Source organism: Parabacteroides sp. CT06 (genome assembly GCF_002257605.1).
Lineage (GTDB): Bacteria > Bacteroidota > Bacteroidia > Bacteroidales > Tannerellaceae > Parabacteroides > Parabacteroides distasonis.
This window is the reverse complement of sequence record NZ_CP022754.1, coordinates 3,143,241-3,163,038: the sequence shown is the minus strand read 5'-3', so window position 1 is coordinate 3,163,038 and position 19,798 is coordinate 3,143,241. Positions and strand designations below refer to the sequence as shown.

Annotated in this window: 21 protein-coding genes and 1 pseudogene; 3 read left to right on the top strand and 19 right to left on the bottom strand. The window is 47.1% G+C overall.

Translation table 11 applies throughout. The features are described from left to right. Window positions 1–102: 102 nt before the first annotated feature. From CI960_RS13720 to CI960_RS13710, 3 genes are read left to right on the top strand one after another with little or no spacing between them, the layout of a single operon-like run. Window positions 103–378, top strand: a complete 276-nt coding sequence (locus CI960_RS13720; protein ID WP_004322070.1) for a hypothetical protein — start codon at window positions 103–105, stop codon at window positions 376–378. Between the two features lie 7 nt (window positions 379–385). Further along, window positions 386–658, top strand: a complete 273-nt coding sequence (locus tag CI960_RS23450; protein ID WP_004310164.1) for a hypothetical protein — start codon at window positions 386–388, stop codon at window positions 656–658. A gap of 33 nt (window positions 659–691) precedes the next feature. Next, the gene (locus CI960_RS13710; protein ID WP_004310165.1) at window positions 692–1,048 is read left to right on the top strand and encodes a hypothetical protein; all 357 of its coding nucleotides are present in this window, start codon (window positions 692–694) and stop codon (window positions 1,046–1,048) included. A 117-nt stretch (window positions 1,049–1,165) separates the two neighbouring features. Here CI960_RS13710 and CI960_RS13705 read toward each other — a convergent pair whose 3' ends face one another. The 19 genes and pseudogenes from CI960_RS13705 to CI960_RS13615 all read right to left on the bottom strand — a co-directional run bounded on the left by CI960_RS13705 (window position 1,166) and on the right by CI960_RS13615 (window position 19,795). Continuing rightward, complete coding sequence (locus tag CI960_RS13705) at window positions 1,166–3,352, bottom strand: type IV secretory system conjugative DNA transfer family protein (protein WP_004310166.1); 2,187 nt, start codon at window positions 3,350–3,352, stop codon at window positions 1,166–1,168. A gap of 3 nt (window positions 3,353–3,355) precedes the next feature. Further along, the gene (locus CI960_RS13700; RefSeq protein ID WP_004310167.1) at window positions 3,356–4,093 is read right to left on the bottom strand and encodes a DNA-directed RNA polymerase subunit alpha C-terminal domain-containing protein; all 738 of its coding nucleotides are present in this window, start codon (window positions 4,091–4,093) and stop codon (window positions 3,356–3,358) included. Between the two features lie 13 nt (window positions 4,094–4,106). Further along, window positions 4,107–4,763 (bottom strand): DUF1566 domain-containing protein, encoded by a 657-nt coding sequence (locus CI960_RS13695; protein ID WP_004310168.1) that lies wholly within the window; start codon window positions 4,761–4,763, stop codon window positions 4,107–4,109. Between the two features lie 21 nt (window positions 4,764–4,784). Next, entirely contained in the window at window positions 4,785–5,297 is a 513-nt protein-coding gene (locus CI960_RS13690) for a hypothetical protein (RefSeq protein WP_004310169.1), read from the bottom strand. Further along, window positions 5,294–6,082, bottom strand: a pseudogene (gene traN, locus CI960_RS13685) (conjugative transposon protein TraN); the annotation flags it as partial. The gene CI960_RS13690 and the pseudogene traN, both read right to left, overlap by 4 nt. Before the next feature lie 69 nt (window positions 6,083–6,151). Then, complete coding sequence (locus CI960_RS13680; RefSeq protein ID WP_004310171.1) at window positions 6,152–6,751, bottom strand: hypothetical protein; 600 nt, start codon at window positions 6,749–6,751, stop codon at window positions 6,152–6,154. Between the two features lie 49 nt (window positions 6,752–6,800). Then, entirely contained in the window at window positions 6,801–7,136 is a 336-nt protein-coding gene (locus tag CI960_RS13675; protein ID WP_004314541.1) for a hypothetical protein, read from the bottom strand. Window positions 7,137–7,148: 12 nt separating this feature from the next. Then, entirely contained in the window at window positions 7,149–8,294 is a 1,146-nt protein-coding gene (gene traM / locus CI960_RS13670; protein WP_004310172.1) for a conjugative transposon protein TraM, read from the bottom strand. Window positions 8,295–8,304: 10 nt separating this feature from the next. Beyond that, a complete protein-coding gene (locus CI960_RS13665) occupies window positions 8,305–8,787 on the bottom strand; it encodes a DNA N-6-adenine-methyltransferase (protein ID WP_011203018.1) in 483 nt (160 codons plus the stop codon). A 14-nt stretch (window positions 8,788–8,801) separates the two neighbouring features. Next, window positions 8,802–9,173, bottom strand: coding sequence for a hypothetical protein (locus tag CI960_RS13660; RefSeq protein WP_004310174.1), 372 nt, complete (start codon window positions 9,171–9,173; stop codon window positions 8,802–8,804). Window positions 9,174–9,185: 12 nt separating this feature from the next. After that, complete coding sequence (gene traK, locus CI960_RS13655; RefSeq protein ID WP_004310175.1) at window positions 9,186–9,800, bottom strand: conjugative transposon protein TraK; 615 nt, start codon at window positions 9,798–9,800, stop codon at window positions 9,186–9,188. Between the two features lie 6 nt (window positions 9,801–9,806). Continuing rightward, window positions 9,807–10,196 (bottom strand): hypothetical protein, encoded by a 390-nt coding sequence (locus CI960_RS13650; RefSeq protein WP_004310176.1) that lies wholly within the window; start codon window positions 10,194–10,196, stop codon window positions 9,807–9,809. A 29-nt stretch (window positions 10,197–10,225) separates the two neighbouring features. Further along, window positions 10,226–11,359 carry a hypothetical protein gene (locus tag CI960_RS13645; RefSeq protein ID WP_004310177.1) on the bottom strand — a complete coding sequence of 378 codons (1,134 nt, stop codon included), beginning with the start codon at window positions 11,357–11,359 and terminating at the stop codon, window positions 10,226–10,228. A 14-nt stretch (window positions 11,360–11,373) separates the two neighbouring features. After that, complete coding sequence (locus tag CI960_RS13640) at window positions 11,374–12,144, bottom strand: DUF5045 domain-containing protein (protein ID WP_004310178.1); 771 nt, start codon at window positions 12,142–12,144, stop codon at window positions 11,374–11,376. A 68-nt stretch (window positions 12,145–12,212) separates the two neighbouring features. Continuing rightward, entirely contained in the window at window positions 12,213–12,983 is a 771-nt protein-coding gene (locus tag CI960_RS13635) for a site-specific DNA-methyltransferase (RefSeq protein WP_004310179.1), read from the bottom strand. 204 nt (window positions 12,984–13,187) lie between these two features. Further along, window positions 13,188–13,913, bottom strand: coding sequence for a hypothetical protein (locus CI960_RS13630; RefSeq protein ID WP_004322064.1), 726 nt, complete (start codon window positions 13,911–13,913; stop codon window positions 13,188–13,190). Further along, window positions 13,910–16,441, bottom strand: coding sequence for a hypothetical protein (locus CI960_RS13625; protein ID WP_011203017.1), 2,532 nt, complete (start codon window positions 16,439–16,441; stop codon window positions 13,910–13,912). Before CI960_RS13625 ends, CI960_RS13630 begins: the two co-directional genes overlap by 4 nt. 4 nt (window positions 16,442–16,445) lie before the next feature. Next, the gene (locus CI960_RS13620; RefSeq protein WP_004322062.1) at window positions 16,446–17,084 is read right to left on the bottom strand and encodes a hypothetical protein; all 639 of its coding nucleotides are present in this window, start codon (window positions 17,082–17,084) and stop codon (window positions 16,446–16,448) included. Continuing rightward, window positions 17,084–19,795, bottom strand: coding sequence for a helicase HerA domain-containing protein (locus tag CI960_RS13615; RefSeq protein ID WP_004322061.1), 2,712 nt, complete (start codon window positions 19,793–19,795; stop codon window positions 17,084–17,086). The genes CI960_RS13620 and CI960_RS13615 overlap by 1 nt, the downstream gene beginning before the upstream one ends. Between the last annotated feature and the right edge of the window lie 3 nt (window positions 19,796–19,798).

The window sequence follows — 19,798 nt, the reverse complement described above, 5'->3', positions numbered from 1 at the left end:
TTGTTCGTCAGTCCTGTAAAGCATCTGTAAATCCCAAGCGGTTCAGACAGAATATAGAACCGAACAGAGGGAAGAAAAATAAATCATTAAAATTTCATGACAATGGACAACATCAAAGAAAGCAAAGAGTACAAACTTGCCAAAGAATGGGAAATGGCAGTGAATAGTTTTAGTTTCAATCCCAAGCGTTTTGCAGCCGCTATACCTGATATGCACCCCACACTGCAACAGAGCCTCTATAGATTGTTTAAGGAGTGCATCATTGTGATGGCGGATGAGACACGTCGCTATGATGACCGCAATCGTGCGTCACATGAAGAAGCAAAGTGTCTTATGGAATACCTCAAGACAAATGGAAAGCATATCCCATTAAAATAACAAGCGTATGAAAACACAAGAAGTACAATTTGGCGGCAATAACTATCCTTGCCGTGTGGTGGAATCCAACGAGGGTGAAGAACTCCTTATCGGCTCGATTACCTTGCTTGATGCCCTTCAGCCCGGTAGTTTCAACGATGAAAACGAAGGCTTCGCAAGCAAGGAAGCCGAAAGAATCTATGACGAGGTTTTCTTCTTTACCGACATGGCAAACCTGCGACTGACAGACGTAGAATTGGTTGCCGAACTGAAAAAGGACAACCCGGAATGGTTCGAATAAAAAAACAATAATCATCTTAAAAATAGCATAGTTATGGAAAAAGAGTATGTAATACAAATAGCACAGACCATTCAAGAGCAGTTGATAGGACTTACCCCTATGCCCGTCCTCATGTCATGGGGTATCGCAGAGTTTGCAGCCACCATCTTCAAAGACCTGCCTGCACTTCGTATCAAAGTAAACGGACTGTTACACACCGGATACGTCATTATTGCACTTAATGGGTCGGACTATTATGAGGTATATCTGTTGAAAGGCAAAGATGCAGAGTGTGTCAATGAAGAAGTTTGTTACAACGAGTTAGGGGATGTCATTGACAGGGCAATTGAATGCGGTACTGACAAAGAGGAATACGAAAAAATTGCCATCAGCAACTCACCCAATTATTAAGCAGGTAGCTCACCTGATAAACCAGAAGAAGAGATTAGTTAGTAGTAAACCGCCAGTACGATTGTACTGACGGTTTTTGTTGTTTTTATTTACATTATATGTCAGACAGCCGGATTTTTATTTCGCGTTGCGCTTATTTTGAACGTCTTTTATCATCTCTTTCACATCTTGCCCCACTTGTACGAAGTTTTTATATAGGATGCGCTCCCGTTCCTCTCTCGACTTGAAAGTGTAGAACTTCGGCAGCGGCACATACGCCGCTTCTTCTTTCTTGATTTCTGCCATATCAAAATCTGTTTTGCAGAAGAACTTTGTAGTCTTGAACTCTTCCGATTCTTGAATATTCATTGAACCGCCCATACCTGTTTTCGTCTTCACAAAGTCCCGTGCCGTCTGACCGCATATCCATCCGGTTGCCATATCCGAGATTTTCGAGGCAGGCACAAGGTTATCCATATTCTCATTGAGATTGATACTTGTTTTGTCCCGGTCAATAGTCACGCCTTTTTTGACCTGGACCACCTTGCCGAAGATGTCATTGGACAACCATTCCAGCGTTTCTTTGGCACGTGCCGAGCCGCTTACCACATTACCTACCGTCGTAATGATCTTTTGCATACCTACCTTACCATAATCGGCTTCCAGTTGCGGTAGTTCCTGAAAGCCGAGCGTTACACTCACCTTATTGCTTCGCGCTGTACCTATCAGACGGTCTATTTTGTGAAAGTAGAGTGTCGGTAACTCGTCCACTATAATACTCACAGGAATATTTTTCCCCTGCCCGGTATTCACACGGGTAACGAGACGGTTTAGGATAAGAGCGTTCAATGCACCGATGATGGATTCCATTTCCGGGTCATTTGCAATCAGCAGGTAACTCGGATTCTTCGGGTCACTCACCTTCAGGTCGAAGTCATCGCCATCCCGGTGGAATATCCAGTAGCTCTCTTTGGTTGCCAGACGCGAGGTATAAACACGTAACGTGCCAATCATACCCTCCAATTGTTCCATTGCCTTATTTTTGAAAGCTGTCTGGAATGGACCAAGCAGCGGAGCAACCTCATTGTCAGTTTCCAGTACCTCGAAAATCGTCTGATAACTTTCATTCAAGAATGACAGAATATGTGGCATGTCCGAATACTTTCCCAGCCAGTAGGCAGGTTCCACGATATTGCCGCCTTCACGGTCGCGCACGATACCTGTCGGTTTCCAGAATTTGGTCTGCGGATCTTGCTGTCTTTCCGCATATAGAGGCTTGCCGTTGGCATCGTAGGGTTCACGTTCATAATTCACGAAGAAGTAGATACAAGCGGCAAGGAAGTTTACCGCCGAGGTTTGGAAGAACTGGTCGCTTCCGCCGCCTCCCTCTTTCTTACCCTTTTGTAGGCTTTCCAATAATGTTTCCGCCGTTTCGCTGGCCGCCGCAAGATTGTTGATGTACTTTGCCTGAATTGGATTCACCCGACGGCTGTACTCCACATCCACAAAATTAATCATGTTGAACTTGCACCCTTGGGGTACTCTGCCCAGTTTCTCGTTCTTCTTGTAATGGTAGTAGAGCTTGGTCGCCAATGTAGGAAACTTGTAGTCATACACCACCATGGCGAAACCTTTGGCCGAATGCTGTCGGATAAACGGCTCTATGATACTGAAAGTCTTACCCGATCCCGGTGTTCCAACTACCCATGTTCCTCGAAAGCAGTTGCTTACAGAAATCCACCCCTTACGGAATTTACCCTTATAGTAGTATCGCATGGGGATATTTACGCTGTATTCATTCTCGACTTTTTCTTCACATTGTTCAAAACTTTCATTCTCGAAGTTGAAACGGTCTTTCATCAATCCCTCCTTGATGAACTTTGAAATGTTGTCTAATGCGATATGTACCAGTACTACGCCAGCAATGGAGGCAATCATATAGAGAATGATATTCAGAGGTAAGGTATAAAGCCTTGTTTCCATCGTATGGCCGAACAGCCATACGGAGAGTACGAGCAGCAATAACCCACTCGTCAATGGATACACCACCTGCCGGCGTGCGTTGAACTCCAGATGCTTCTTGTTCCGCGTTCCGACACAAGTGATGCAGATAAGCAGTACCGTTGCGATTTTGCTGTACACAAGATTGCCGTCGTGGTAAATCATCCATTGTTTGATGCGTCCGTGAATGTCGGTCAGTATGCCGCCCCAGTGGTCGAGCATTGCAGGGTCAATGGCATATTCAAAGAACTCCAGCAGCACGGACACATATACCACTGTGCGGAATATTTTATAGAACCCTTGCAATTCCTTACTTTCTTCCATAAGTCAGTCTGTTATTAGTCCTTGTTTTCTACGATACCAATGATTACCTACTCTGATTACATCCATACCGAACCATGCACCATTCTCGTTCAGTTTTGTTTTTATCTTATCAAGTGTTACCGGACCGATACCCCAGATTTCCATGAGATATTGCTCGTTAAGATGAATCAGGTCTCCGATATATAATATTCCATGAGATTCAAGATGGCTTTTGATGGATGGGGTAATACCCAAACTGAATACCGGTTCCGAGAGATAGTGTACTTCTTCTGCCTGAATGTTATTCAGGGCTATTTCAAGCCCCACTTTGATTCTTTTGAGAGAATCAAGGCGTTCTTGCATCTTTTGGATGACAAGCTCGTCTTGCTGTATCTCATTGCGTAATTGGGTTGCTCTCTTTACAAGTTCGGCATTACTTCTTTTCAACTCTCCGTTAATATCCGCCATTGACAGATTACTTGTTTCAAGCTCGTTTCGTGTGCGGTCTAATTGCGTGACAAGTTCCTCCAGTCTGTCGGCATGACGCTTCAAGATTGAATTTTTTTCATTATCGGCAGTCATTTCGTCCAAAAGGTAGCCGAACCTTTTAATTTGAAAATTAATATCTTCTTTATCCGATGCTATGGAATCTGCGAGTTTTGCCAGTATTTGTCGGCATGAATTACCTTTCATGGACTTATACATGAGGACAATTCCCAATATCATCAATGCTATGCTGAAAAATATATCCGTATCTTTCATATCTTTCTATCTTTTATTCGTTTATGGTAATTATAGGGCGTACTTTGTGCGCCTGTACTTTAGGTGTTTCCTGCATTGCGCCGCTCCCCATGGAATAGAGCCATGCCTTGGCTGTCTGTTGCTTTTCGACTTCTGTGGATGTCCAGTACCAACAGTCGTTTTCATCCAGTGGTAACGGCTCACCGCCACATTGTTCGATGACAGGGTTGATTATCTTTCGCATGGTGTAGAGCAGCCGCATCTCTGCCACGGACGGTACATAGGCACTCTGCCCGTACCGCCATAGGTCGAAAACCGCTTCTGCCATTGGCGAAGCGGTTTCTTGTGTATCATACAGTGCGAATGTATTCTCATTGCCATCATAAGCCATGATGTCAGCCGATGTGCCTTGTGCGATGCCGAGGCTGTCGGCGAATGCCTGTGGAGCAATGTCCCACAGGTAAACTGCATAACCGTCCCCCTCCGTATCTCCGCGTTTTTCGGTATCGAAGACAACCGCTATCGCTTTTTTCCCCGATTGTTCATATTGTGCGTAAGGCAAGGCTGTTCCATCCTCGCAGAGGATATGTCCTGGACGAACTGCTGTATCGGGTACGTCTATATGCGTGTCACAGGCAGCGCAAAGCACGGCAGCCGTTGCCGCTGCCACCAAATGTATCTTTCGTATCATATTGCTTTCTTTTTTGTTTCCCTATTTTATAGGTAGTTTCACACCCAGCACGACACCTGCTCGCAGCACGTCCGCACCTTTTATCATCACATCGCTTTTCACTTGCCAATACAGTGTCCATCCGGCCCGTAGCACATAGTTGTGTTCGTAACCGAAGTGCAGGCCACCGAGGAACTTATTCATGTCGCTTCCGGCTGAAGCTCCGATACGCAGACTGCCATAGTGGTTGCGTCCCCGCGTCATGCACGGCTTGTAGGCCACGCCAAAACCGTAGCTGCGGTAGTTTCGCCAAAATGATTCCGGGCAGATATGCCCGCACGAAGCGCACTCTGCCCATTGTAGATAGCCGTTGACGAAGAACTCCCACGTATGGCGATAGTTCATTTCGTGTTCGTAGGCGAGCGTTATATCCATGCCGTTCTTGTAGAGTAGCCCTGTGCCAAGCGAGAGGCGTCCGCTACCTTGTTGTGCATTTGCACTTGCAGCGATACACACGCAGGTAATTATCACGATGATTGTCTTTTTCATAGTCATTCCTCCTCCAATAAATCTGCATGGAACGAATCTGCCGCCAGTATATCCTCATAGTCGATGTTCAGACTGATGTTACGGCCACTAATCTGTTTCTCCGTCATTTCGATGGTCAGTAGCTTGTCATTGGGAAAGGTCATCTTTTTCACGACAATCACATTCCGATAGCCGTGTCTGAATGTCTTGCCCGATTCCAGAACCAGGGCAGGTGTCAGTTCGATAGTCTGTGCGTTGGTTGCCTTGGCGAGTTTCTTGTCTGTCAGCTTTATCCGTATCTCATCAATGTCAAAACGGATGTTCGTCTTGTTCTCGATGGAAAAGTCTATGAAGAAGTAGTCACCCACCGAGTAGATATTGTTCAGACGCATCACCATGCGGTGTGCTTTGGTAGCTACGTTGCGGATTTTTGCAGGTGAGTTCCAGATGCGCCGTGCATGATGTGTCATGTCGGCAGCGGACATTGAGACTGCCGGATTGTTGTACGCATTACGCTCTTGCAGCAATATCTCCTTATCCGTTACTGCCTCTTTCATCCTTGTGGTATAAATCAGTGCGTATTGTGTGCGGTATCGTTCCGTCACAATGGTGACGATGGCGAGTATTTCACCATCCTCGTGTCCGCTTTCCTTGGGCTTTAGGCGAATGATGTTGTCAATGGGCTGATCGCCCGCCACCTTGTCAGTGGAAATATCCACGAAACGCACCGGTTCCGATGCCGTGATGACAGTTGTTATCTGTTCGTTCACCGTCAGTTGTTCCATTTCTTCGTAGGTAGTTTGTGCGTTAGCTTTCGGTAAAATGGAAATACCTGATAGAAGCATAATGCCAAATAAATTCCTTTTCATTGAAATACAGAGTTATAATTGAAAATTCATGATTGCTTTATTCTCTTGCGGATTGATATTTGCCTTATCTGGGATGTCATCCTGCATACAACTTGGAGATTTGTCCGTAACATCTATCTGTTCGAATATGATTTGTTTCGGAAGTATTTTATGGCAGAAATAGCTGCTGTTGAACGGTACGTTTTTCCCTTTTCCGAACTGAATACGTTTATCGAACATGAGTAATTCCAGATCAGTATTCTGGAAAAGTCGGCAGGGTGTTACGTTGTTCAGCCAATAGTTGGACATCAGCAAGGCGAATGGTTTTCCGAGTTTCAGACAGCGTTCGAAGACTTCCACTTTCCGGCTGAAAGGAGGATTGGATACGAGTATATCCCATTGGGACGGTTCATAGTTGAAAAAATCCTGTCCGTTATAGATATGGGAATACACGACATGGAAACCGGCATCCTTGAATTTCTGCACAAACTCACTGTGCTTCGTATCGAAAGGACACCAGACTATCTTGCCTTCAGGTATATATTTGATAATGGGTAATACACCATATCCCGGTGTATATTTTTCATCTGTCGGATTCCCGTATATTTTTTTTAAGTAGTTTGAAGATTTCATAGGCACATGATTAAAAATATTTATATTGATTTCTTTTCCCTATTTCGCTTCATTTCTTTATCTGCCTGGCACGCGCCCAAGTACAACGTCTCGTCCGGGTCATTTGGATTTCACATTGCCAAAGAGTGCCCTTCTCCACTGTTTTGAAATTAACATTCCCGTATCTTGGTCCGTAAAAACCGGTATGTTTTTGAAAAGCGAATAAGGCAATCCTCCGTCTGTCTTCTGTTCGGAAGTTGCATATTAGGGCAAACTGCCCTCTGTGATGCCACCATTCGGTACTCACAAGTTTTCCGATAAATGTTTCGGCTTTATTTGGGGCTATATAGTCCGCATAATAAAGCCCATCCGTACCTTTGTGATATTCTGATAAATCTGTTTCCATGTCATCATCGTTTTAATTCCTTTTTTCCTGTCCGTTCACTAAATACACGAAAGTTCCGTATTTCAACTTGACTTTGTTTTTCTTGATAGCTTTGCTAATGGCATTGCTTGTTTTCTGGTAGGCATTGTTCACCGCCTGCATCCCCCATTGTGCAAGGCTGTTTCCTGTTGTACTTCCCATACTCATGTTCATATTGCCCGACATTGCCCCGCTTGCTACATCCTTGCTCGTTTCCCGGAATTGGCTGTTGGGCACATACAGCCCCTCCATGCCATCTGTATCATAGAGTGAGAGACTCACTTTCACCAATTCGTCATTCACGAGGATGCTGCTGATATTACCTTTCACGCGCCCGGATGAGAATCCGCTTACCGTAGCGTACAGGTATGTTCCCCTTGCTATCACACACTCGCCAATCTCCACATCGTCAAGCAGGCGCAACCTCACGCGCGAGCCGTCCACCGCTTTGATGTTCTCGTCAATGATGGCTTGGATGAGTTTCGGTTCACGGACATTCTTCGACAGTGTGTTAAAGTAGTCCGAGGTTGTCTTCACCTTGCGTACCACCTCGCTGGGCGGTTCGTCCGCTGATGGCGTTTTCACAGCCCGGCTCTCTTCGTTGATGGTTCCGGAGGCTGCTGCTCCTTGTGGTGGAGCAATGTTGGCCGTGTCCGTTTCTGCCGGGGGTACAGTCGCGTTTTGCCCTCTCAGTCTCGCCTCTGCGAGTGCTTTCTCCAGTTCGGCAAGTGCTTCCTGTTCTCGTGTCTTGGCAGAGGCAATTTCCGCTGCCGCAGCTTTTTCCTGTTGTTCTTCCGTGAGCAGGTCGATGTCGTCCTGCGTGTATTTCGATTCATACTCTTCCTTGTTTTTATCGGGTTCTTCCCGGTCTATGTTATCTACAGCGGAGTAGTCTTGTATCTTACCCCATGATTTCGCCATATTCTCGTATTTGCTGCCTATGCCATCGTCCTTGATCTGTGCCCCCGGCAATTCGGGGTTTAGGAACTCCGTCGTCTGCAACGCCTTGTCTTGTATTTCTATCGTTTCTGTCTGAAACAGGTCGAAGATGAAATAAGACGTGCCGAGCAGGGGGAAATAAAGGATGGCGGGAAGCATATATTTCGGCTGGCGAAAATTGATTTTCTCCAATATCTTCATTATACATCTTTTAATTGAGTTGTACATATTTGCCTTCAATGGCACAATTTCTCAGTATCTCTGCGTTGTCTTCTCCGAAAGCTAATAGGATGCTACCGCGACTGGGAGAGTCACCTCGTGCTCCGCCTGGTCGGTAGAATCGGATGCGGTGGCGTAGGAATTTCATTCCCGTCGCTTTTGGAAAGATGACGTCCTGAAACATTTTGGAATCGCAACGGTTGAATAATAATGCAATGCCGTTGCCATGTTCTGCCAATTTCCGGACGAATAGCTCGATAAGAGGACGCGAATAGGGAGGATTGAGCCACACACGCCCTTCCCATATCTGGGACAACCCATCTATGTTCTGGTCATACATGACCTCGGCAGTCGGCCACAACGGATGGATGGGAGCGCAAGGGTCAATGTCGAATTTGCCCAATGCGTCCAGTATCTCCTTTGGCGTGTACCATTCGTCTGACGAACGGACTGATTTTTCAAGCCGTGTATTCATAAGTACTCTTTTTACTATGGTTTGTCCCCTCTGTTTTTATGTTCCCTTATTTCGACTTCCTGCAACAGCTTGTGCCGTTCCCGAAGCACTGAATCCTGCTTTTCCGTCGCCGTGCGACTTACCGGACTGTGTCTGTACACAGTTACCAAGCGGTAGGCGTTCCATACGAAAGCTCCGATGACGAATGTAAAGACGATGACCAGAAACAGCGTCCGGTGTGCGTTGGCAAAGCCCTGCACCTTGGCCGCCGCTTGGTCGATGCGTGTCGCCTTGGCGAATTTATGCCCGGCCTGCACCTCTCGCTCGTAGCGTTCCTTGTACTGCGGGTCATCTTTGTCCGGCATCTTCTCGCCGAACAACATCCGTTTGAATCCTTTGATATTCATATCTTTGGTGATTTAATAGTTACTCTTTGTTTTTTGCTCGATATCTTTGTTCAGCAATGTGCGCCAGTTTACTATGAGCAGTCCATGCGGATTATTGTCCGTTCTCGGCACACGTTTAAGTTGCCCTGCCGTAACCAGTTCGCGCATCAGGATATTACTCCGGCGCTCGATTCGCTGCCGACCATAGTAGGTGAACTCCATATTCTTTTTGTCAAAGGAGATACTGTCACAGAATATCGAGAACACCGCGCTCGTACCCAATATATTGGAGTAAAATCCCTTTTCCTTGAGGGTATTGTACTGTGCCAGTCCCGTCTCATCGACCAGGTACATCGCTTTTTCCATCGTATAGCGGATGTATTTGTCGTCCGGTGCGAGAGTAAAAAAGTAATGGTGGAACATTTCTACGTGGCTCTTGGCCTCCACGTCCAGTGTTTCGTCCATCGTCGTGCGGGTTACGAGTATAGGTACATTTCCGTCCAGCACATACACCTTTTTCTGCGCGTCCGTCACCATTGTCCGGGCAGTCCAGATACTTGATACGCTGATGATGATACACCCTGCAAGAAAAGCAGTGCAGATGATGCCCACCAGTCGGATTTTATTCTCCAAATGTTTGATGACCATATACCTTTATTTTTTCTTGTTAGACAATCGTGTGTATTCGTCATGTAACATTGTCATGACTGTATCATGCAACTCCGTCAGAAATTTTTCGAACTTCCCGTCAAAAAGCTGTGTGTAATCTTCCCGCATGATTACATGCACGAATATCCACCAGACACGGCGGTTTCGATTCTTGGCATTTTTCTGCAATTTGACCAGTTGCAGACGATAGGTAAGGTAAGTCATCATAGGGACAATATATCGGTTGTCCCATGTAATGGCTTCGTCCAGTTCTTCATATTCCGGATCAATTCGGTGGTTAGGTGCATAAACGAGTTCTTCGCTTATGCGTTCATTTGCATAGTGCACGAAACGCTCGTTCCTGCACCATTTCTCAATTTTCTGTTGTACATTCATCTTTTGGATATTTAATATTAGGTTTATCATTATCTCATCATCGAGCCGATACCGCCCGTAGCCGTCATTTTGGCCTGCTGCGCCACACCTTCTCCAAAGTTCCGTGTAGAGAAGGCCGTGTCGCCTTCAGGTATCATCCATGCTGCCAAGTCCGGCACGAGGTTTAGGCATTTCAGTGCCACGATACTTGCCGCCATCAAGTAGCCGGCGGAGAAGAAGCTGTTTTGCAAGTAGGCCGCCATTGTCTGTTCGCTTGCTGTGATTGCCGTCAGGTTTTCTACCTGTATGCACAGTACAATGTCGAATAACAGTAGCACATAGAAGCCGACGAAGTAGAGCATTGCACCATAGAAATGTACTGTCAGATACCTTATAAGCCACTTCGCCCATGCACCTTCCCATTTGGGCAACAGCGAGAACGCCCATTGTATAGGTCCGAATATTGTTAACATGCCCAGTAGGATTTGCTGGCAATAGATGGTCGCCCACCATCCGATACGATACACAATCAGAGCGATAAGCATGATGATTTTGTCGATACCTACGATGACTCCTGCCGTCAGTGAGGTAAACCACAGTTCGGCTGCGTCTTTCTCCATCTTCGTCACTTCGTCCACTCCGGTTTGTTCCATGGTCGCTTCTACCAGGTTCGGGTCGGAGGTACCCGTGTGAGCGACATCTGCCTGTGCTTGCAAGCTTTGGTACATCGTGTCACGTACATGGATAAGTTGCTGCACTTCCTCGAATTTGTCCGCTATTTGGGTGGCTTCTGCCTCGTACAGGTCATGCGTGTACGAGCCGATGCAGTTCGGGATGTAAGACAGGAAGTCAAGGAAACACCAACTGCTCCCACTGCCAGCCATACCCGTGTCTGCTGGCGGATACCACCAACAGAGGATGATTGAAACAGCCAAAGGACGGAACAGCTTCAGCACATCCAGTGGCTCATGTTTCACCATCATCTTGTACGCCATTCCCGCTGCCATCACAATAGCGAACAGGGCAGCCAGTGCCATGCACATTTGTAGTATCCACCAGAACGGTCCCTGCGAGCCGGTAAAAGTCGCATCAGTCAGGAACTCGTTCGTTTGAAAAATCACATCGTCAATTTCTTCTTCAAGGATATTAATACCGAAATCCGAGAGTATATTTCCGTCTGCCATACGTTTTTGTTTTTTCAGTTCCCTTTATTTACTGTTTCATCTCCGTCGCCGTTGCCACCCGTGTTATTGCCTGATTGCGGGCCGCGCACGGCAAAGCGCGATTCGTGCCATCGGTTCACCGCATCGCGGACAATACTCTCCTTATCCAGAGTACGGTCAGCGGTAGCATTCAGTAGCGTACTTGTTATCGTAGTATTCTGCCGTTTGGCAAGGTAGCCGACAAGGATTTCGTTCTGTCGAGTTATATCCTCGTAGATGCGCAGATACTCTTTCTTCCGCTGTGCGTTGGGCATATAGGCATCTTTCGTTGCATCAATGGCGCACTGGTAGATATGGTAATATTCCGTCCATCTGTCTTTATCCTCCGGTGTCCCCCCGACAGGCAAGATGCGGTCTATGTTTCGTTTGAACCGTACCATCTGTCCGTTGACCTTATCGCCTTCAGCGACCCATGCGATGTCCGCTTGACGGTCAGCCACGTTCAAGGCTTCTATCTTTGCCCGGCTCACCAATGCCGAGTCGATGGCTTCAGCTTCGTCCGTTTGGTTGTATAGGTTGACGCCCGCCAGTGTGCGGAATGACAGTTTGTTCTTGACTGCTGCCGACTTCTTATACTTGTTGTGCAGTATGGAATAGTAGAGGTCGGGCGAGAGTGCTCCCGTACCGGTTTCCATTACTGTTACTTGGTTTTGTTTCGGCGAATCGTGGTTATAGGTCACGGATTGTGCCTTTGCCGCCGTGGTTGCAATTATTGTAACCGTCACGAGTAAGAGTATTCTGTCCATATTTACTTTCGGTTATTTGTTATTAATCTTTTAATACTCAATGTGTTTCAATCAGTTAATCACCAGGATTATTCCACATTTCTTTTTATATTATATTCATTTCTAATCCTTTCCTCTCCCCGCAAGAAGTGCATATCATCCTTTTCAATACAAATACATTTTCTATTCGTATGAATACAGGCGATTGCAGTGCTCATGCTTCCAGAGGCAAAATCAAGGACTGTGTCACCCTCTTTCGTGTATGTTTTTATCAGATATTTCAACAATGCGACTGGTTTTTGATTAACATGAATCGTTTTGCCCTCTGATTCCGCAGTTTTAAAATATTTCACACTTCGTGGGTATCTCGTTCCTTTGTTTTCATTTCTGAATGTAGGATTTGGTACCTTGTTTACTCCTGTCCAGTTACTTCCTCTCTTTGTACGATTCTCATAAGGCTCACCTTCCTCCATGATTGGATAATAAGGAGTTCTGCCGTTACAAAAGATACTGATTAGCTCATGCGCTTTTAGAGGTTGCTTTTTAGCAAGAAGGAAATTGCTTGCTTTTGACTTTTCCCATACCCAGTCATATTTAAATTCGGCTAAATTGCCACAGCGTAAAAGGCTGCTGAACGGTTCGCTGCCAAATAAAGCCGTAGGCGCATTATCCTTTCTCACTCTTCTAATCTCCTCCCACATTTTCGAGAATGGTATTATCTTATCCCATTGCGAGGCTGTAATTCCAAAAGGTGGGTCGCATAGAACTAAATCAATACTTGATTCTGGGAGAAGAGGCATTACTTCAAGGCAATCGGCTTTATATAGCGTAATGTCTTTTTCAAAAACGATCTTTTTCATTACATCTTTTATTAATGTCCATTTGCCTCTTGGTTATAGGCCAGATAGACTTGTTTGTACTTAAAGTTTCTTTCTCTGTTTGTACTTCTCCGAACATTCAGGACGAAACGCTTTTCCTGCGTTTTAAGATATTCCTTATCAATTTTGGTACATAGAAGTCATAATCTAACTTGTGGCATTATTTACCTCCTTCCTCTTTTACCGTCAATAATCCAGTCGCCCCGCATTGCGCCATCGTCCGAAAGCACCGTCAATAATTTCCCGTTTGGTACGTTCCCGGTAAATCTTCGATTTCCAGTAGCCGATACGTACCTGTATGTATCTCCATGTCTCGATGTATGCCCGGTTCAAGTGTTGCTCAATGCTGTCCAGCGACTTGTTCACGGACTCCAGTACCATAAGCAGGTCGCTGGTCGAGCAGGCCGCTGCGCCCGTGGCATACAGTACGAGGTCGCTCACCGACTTATAGAGGTGTTCGCCCTCGTTGGCGATGTCCCGTATTGCTTTTTCATTGATAGTCAGTATCAGTGCGTCTGACGGCTCGATGTTCCCATGTTTCAGGATTTTCTCATGGAAAGCCTCCAGCATGGTCTTATAGTCACCGATACGGTCACTTACCGAGCTGTAGGTATCCTTCACGTTCAGCACCGTCCGCAGGGATTGGTACATCACGTCGATGACATCAAAGGCACGGGTATAGCGGTCAAGGTCGATATTTACTTCCTTGTATTTGCCCGTCTCCTCACGGCTGTACTCATGCAGCAGTTGGTTGCTGTATTCCAGCGTGCTTCGGGCCAGCAACAGGCTGCGTTGTTTTTTGTGGTCATTTATGTACGCTTCCACCGACACGATATCGAATGTCCATTGGCCCTTGGCGACATCGGGTAGTAGCGCAAGCAACGTAATGGCTATCAGTATAGTGCGTTTCATGGCCGTACCTCCTTTCTGCCACTTCGGGATGTCCGTGCGTTTTCTACCCAGCGGTCATGGCACTCTTCCACGAGTGTCAGCCTACGACCCTCGTCCGTATCGAGTTCCGGTAGCACATCCTTCAGTACGTCGATGATGTTCCGCTTGTAGTGCATCATCTTCTCCAAGGATACGAGGTCGGCGTATATTTTCGTGATACGTGAATCCACTTCTCGTGCGATTTCGAGGCGGTCACTTGACCAAAGCAGGTGGTACACGTCGCTGTTCGGTACTTCTTCCATAGGTTCTGTACGGGCATACTCGGTAGTGATTTTACAGTTGGGATATTCCCGTGCGATTTCCGATATGCGATTATTCACGATTTTAGTCTTTTCCTCGTTCGGCAGGTTCGGATCGAGTGTCAGTACATCGGCAACGTGCGTGTCTGTGTATGCCGAAGTCAATTCCCAACTGATTTGGATAATGGCACGGTGAATCTTGATACCCAGAAAGTATTTCGGCTTCCGTGCGATAGAAATAGTCGCACGGAACGTAATGATACCATTGATGTTCGGCATCGTCGCCTTACGGACGAACGTATAGCCGCTCCATGTACCTCCGTCCTGCCAAGTGAGGCTATAGGCTGTCTTGCAATCCTGCATGATAGCCGGTAGGCGGTAGTAATCATCTGTCGGCACATCGTTCTCTGCTTCCGCTTCCTGCTTCGCATCTGCGTACTCCTTCTGTTTTTGTTGCCACTCGGCAAGTTCGCTTTTCAGTTCCTCGATACGTGTCCGGTTGGAGTTATATTGTTGCCGATAAGCTGCTGCGTCTTCCACGCTCGCCTCGGCAATTTTTTTCAGAAGGTCGGCGTTTTCCTTTTCCAAGGCACTAATCTGAGATTGAAGAACGGCGACTTGATTGTCCGCTTCCCGTATCAGTGCGTCCAGTTCTGAAAGATCCAGTTCGTTCTCCGTTACCGAGGTCTGCATGACGCACTCTTTGGAATGGGCGTCCAGTGAGCCGCCACACTTGCGACACTTGTATTGTGTCGAGCCTTGTCCCAGCGTCGCCCCGTCTGAACAGGTTACACTGATGGTCACGCTTTCGCATCCCTGCAATTTTGCAGCGTCCGTCGCCTGATAATAGTTCCGTGCATCGGATGCTATGTAATAGACATAGCCTTCCTCGTTGTCATTGAACTCCGAGAGGCGGGCATTGAGCTGCGCTTTGAACGTATTCAAATCCATCGAATAGGAGTCGAAGACATCCTCATAGACCACCTCCGTCCGATTCCAACTCTGTGTCACGTGTATCTCGTAGGCGTATGCCTTCTTTGTCTGTTTGTTACCCTTACTGATGATATAGGCCTGTTGTCGGGTATTGATAGTATAGGTGTAGCCATCGTTGCTATTGTTGAGCTGTTGTACTCGACTTCTTGACCATCCGGCATACCGTTCTGAATTGGCGAGGGCCTGCTCCCGTTGCGAAGCGTTCGGATAAAATCCCGGATCACTCGTGTTAAAGCGTGTCCATGCACCCCCGTTCAATATGCTGTTGTCGTCTGTCGGTGGGTAGTAGTCGCATAGAGAAATGCTTCCTTGATCACGCCGTGCGATATACCACCGTTGCGTGTAATAGTTCCCGACAGCATTGTCCATATAGTCGGTCATCCACGATGTGAGGTCGTAATTGCTGAAATTGAACAATGCGGCCACGCTATCCTGACCGCCCACCATGTCGATTAGCAGACTGCCGATGTCATGTTCCGCCTGCTCGAAGAGAGTACTGTAGTGTTCATACAGGTTGCCGATTTCATTGACTTTGCCACCCAACAGGTCATGGAACGCACTACTTTGCAGTAGAGCGTCACCGAGGTTCTCCATACCTGATGTTGCCAGCCCTACGCCCATGTTATAAAGGTTGTCAATGTCGCCCTTTAAGTTCTCAATCGTGAAATTGCCCGGCACTTTGGTAAAGTTGTCCAACATCCGTTGCCAATCGGTACCGCCCAGTTCTGCGAGGTTCAGCAAGGTGGCAATGTCGCGGTCAATTTCCAGAAAAGCGATGTCCGAGAACGACAGCGTGCTGTTTGTCACCACACTTTCGAACTGCATACACAGGCTCTTCGTATCGTCGCACACTTTCATCAGGTAGCTGCCCCAGTGGATTGCTGTTTGTGGTGAGCGCAGCATCAGCTTCGCCACCACCCATATTTTCGGCATGATTTTTTCTGCCACCATGTGGTAAATTCGACGATAGTAGTAATTTTCCGTGCTGCTGCACCAGATGCCAAGGTCGGACAGAGCCTTGTGTTCCAAAAATTTGGAAGAAAATATCCCTGCTGCCGCCACTTCTGCCGCCGTATAGTGTTTCAGAATATCATCCACCTGCTCGCGGTAGTAGCTTTCGGCTACTGCCTCCGTGCCGAATGCTGCGGCCATGGCCGCCACGGTACGAGCGTCATAGTTCACGCTGTAATATTGTGCGTGAACATGCTGTGTCAGGGCAGGCAATAGGATAACCCAAAAGATAAACAGCCGTTTCATCGTTTCAGACCTCTTTTATGTATTCCGGTTCCTTGTGATTGAAATACCACCGTTCAGATTCGATACAATTCTCCGTGACAAGTCGGCAGAACATATCATGTATGATGGTAGTATCCTTGATGGCCCTTTTGATCCGGGCTTCTTGGGAGCCGAACCATCTCAAAAAGAAAGGCTGGTTTAGATAAGTTTCGCGCACGGTCTGATAACGTAGCCATCCCAAGTCACTTAGTCTTTTTTCACTCATCGGACTACTGTTCAGTTCCCTGAATAGTTCTTCTCGAAACCTGTTTTCATCGAAGACAGGTTTGCTGTTACATAGCCTGTCGCACATATCGTAAAACTCCTTTTCTTTGGGGTTTTCTTCATAATACCGGTTCAAATACGCTTCCAGTTCTACATCGGACATACCCAACCGAAGGGAATACTCTGCCAACAACCGTTCGATGGCGGCTACTTTGTCCGGTGTCATGTCATCCATGCGGAGCAGGTTCTCCTTGGACAGCATACAAAACTCCCGGAGGGACAAAACAGTGAGTTCCGGATTGCTGACAGAGATTTGTTCGCGCGTCAAGCTGCTTTCAAACCCCATCATATTTATCCCGTAGCCCAGTGACAGGGTGATTAAAATCCTTTTCGTTTTCATTATGATGTTATTTTAGTGGTTAAGTTCAGTACACATCCCGCTTCATTAACTTTCTGCGCAAACGGCAATGCCTTGCCGATACCGCTGGTATTCCAGTCGCGGCAATATGCCTCGATAGCCTCTTGGTGGCTGCATTGTAACTCGCGCTTGTAAAGCTTCAGAGCCTCTTTCTCCGCTCGTTCGGTCGTGTAAGTCATGTAGCACTCGCGCGGTTCTTCCACGCCATAAACACCGCTGGTCGTGCCCCGACGGATAAACACCTCGCGGAAGAAGCTGCGTCCTTCCTTGTTTTCAAGGCGGTTAATGGTAAAAATTTTCTTACAGTCCACGTCCGTTAGGCCAAGAATCGTCTTGATGGTGTCGAAACGTTCCTTGAATTTGCTCTGGTCAAGCAGCATCACCACATCCGAGTTATTGATGATGGCCTCTTTCACGATTTCGCTGCCGATGATGTCTTGTATTTCCTGTGTCACCACGCCCACACTGGCCCAGAATTTACGCGCTGTTTTGTACATAAATTTAATGTACTCCGCCATCAGCGGGCTGGCGATGGCTTTCCATGCTTCCTCGATGACAAGGACTTTGCGGTTCTTCTTGATGCGCATTTTTTGCAAGAAAACATCCATGATAATCAGCGTGACCAAAGGAAAAAGCAGCGGGTCATCTTTTATGCTGTCGATTTCGAAGACCACGAACGTCTCGTCGAACAGCGAGCTGTCCATGTTCTCGTTCAGCGTTTTTTCGTGGTTGCCGCCCAAATAGAAGTCCTTCATCATATAGCGGTATGTCGAGAGGTCGATGCCCGTGATACGGTTCTCCTCACAGATATCCGGGATGCGCTGCACGGAATATTCATAGAAAGAGTTGAATGACAGTTCCTCCACTTTCAGTTCCTTGCGTCGGCCCTCTATCTCGTCAATGATACCCTCGATGCGGACCGCGCGTTCCCGTTCGCTTTCGTGCCGCTTCTCACTGCTGTTGCGGTCATCAATAACGAGGCTCTTACGCAAGTCCTCACGCTGTTGGGGTGTGAAGCCCTCGAAACCATTGAAGTAGGCGTCGTAATATTCCGTGATGACGTGCTCTATCAGACGGTCTTCCGTCTTTGTGACCGTTCCCTGCGTACCTTTCCAGATAAGCAAGACGAGGTTTTTCAAGAATCCCGTTTTTTCTACGTTCATCTCTTCCCGATTGATGCGGAACGGATTCATCGTGATGGGCCGTTCCTCGGTATAGCTGATATACTTGCCGCCGAAATACTCGCATAGCCCCTCGTATGAGTTACCCGTATCGACCATTACCACGTCCGTCCCCTGTTCATGCAACTGGCGCACGACGGAGTTCATGTGGAAACTCTTTCCGCTGCCCGAAGGCCCCAGGCAGAAAAAATTCGAGTTGTCGGTCAGCTTGTTCTTTCCCTCTTTTCCCGTGATGTCGATAGCTACCGGAACACCTTGACGGTCAGTATAATAAATTTTTATCGGCGTTTCCTCACTATGCTGCACCCGTTCCTTGTACATCAGGCATACCGCAGCGTCGGAGAGGGTCAGAAAACGGTCATATTCCTCGTTCAGGCTGTAACAGTTGCCCGGAAATGAACTGACGAACAGTTCCAGTTGGTTGTATGCACGCTTACTGATATGTATGCCCATGCGCCCAAAAGCGTTTTCCAAGTGATTCGTGCATTTTTGAAGGTCGGTGTCGGCAGGCACGCCCACCACCATGTTGAAGTGCGTGTACACGAGCAGTTTGCTTTCACGGGCTATTACGTCCTGTACCTGCTTGATGTCCTCTACGGCCATTTGGTTACTCGGATTGGGGATGCTTGCGTGCCGGTTCTTCTTTTTGTCGAGTAATGCCAGTTCACGCTTCTGACTGGGCAGGAAAATAATTTGGTTGTACACCACCGTTTCTGCGTTCGGAATATTATCCACCACCGAGACAAGATCCACTGGCATCTCGGTATTATTCACCTCGATATTGGTATAGGGACGTATCAGCGAGGGGAGTGCGGCGCAGTCCACGTCCACGAGGCTGTACACCTTACAGCGTTTATCACCCATAGATACCGTTTCGTCGTCAGCCTTGACATTCGTCATCGAGACCGTACGGTCTTTGAAGTTCATCGCAAAGTAACGGTCCACATATTCGCTTGCCTCGGCTTTGTTCAGGAATTTCACTTGTACACCGCTGTCGCGTAGTAGGTCTCGAACCTTATAAATCTTCACGAGGAAATCGCGCCATTTCTTGCTATCGTAAGAGAAAAGACGGCTCTTCTTGGCTTCCTGTGTGATAGTCAGATAGCAAAGGCTGTCCGTGTACGGACGCCCATTAAAATAACGGAAGTACGATGCTGAGAGAAATTCTTGATTATGCTCCGGCTCGTTCGCGAACTGTTTTCTCACGAAGATGTCCTGTTTGTGTAAGGCATATCCTTCGCCCAGTGTTTGCGCAAGGGCAGAGAATAGATGCGTGAAATCGTAATAGCTGTCAATGTCTGCCGAATACTTCTGTACTGGATTTTCGATTTTCAAGACGGCGGAATATTCACCCGTCTTGGTGTACAGCACACCCACACCATCTGTATCTTCCACAGAGAAATAGATATTCTGAAAGATGTGCTTGCGCTTGCCGCCCGTACCGAACGTATAGACTGACAAGGCCATACCCGTACATAGGGCGATGAAAAATAAAATGATATATAGGGTCATTCC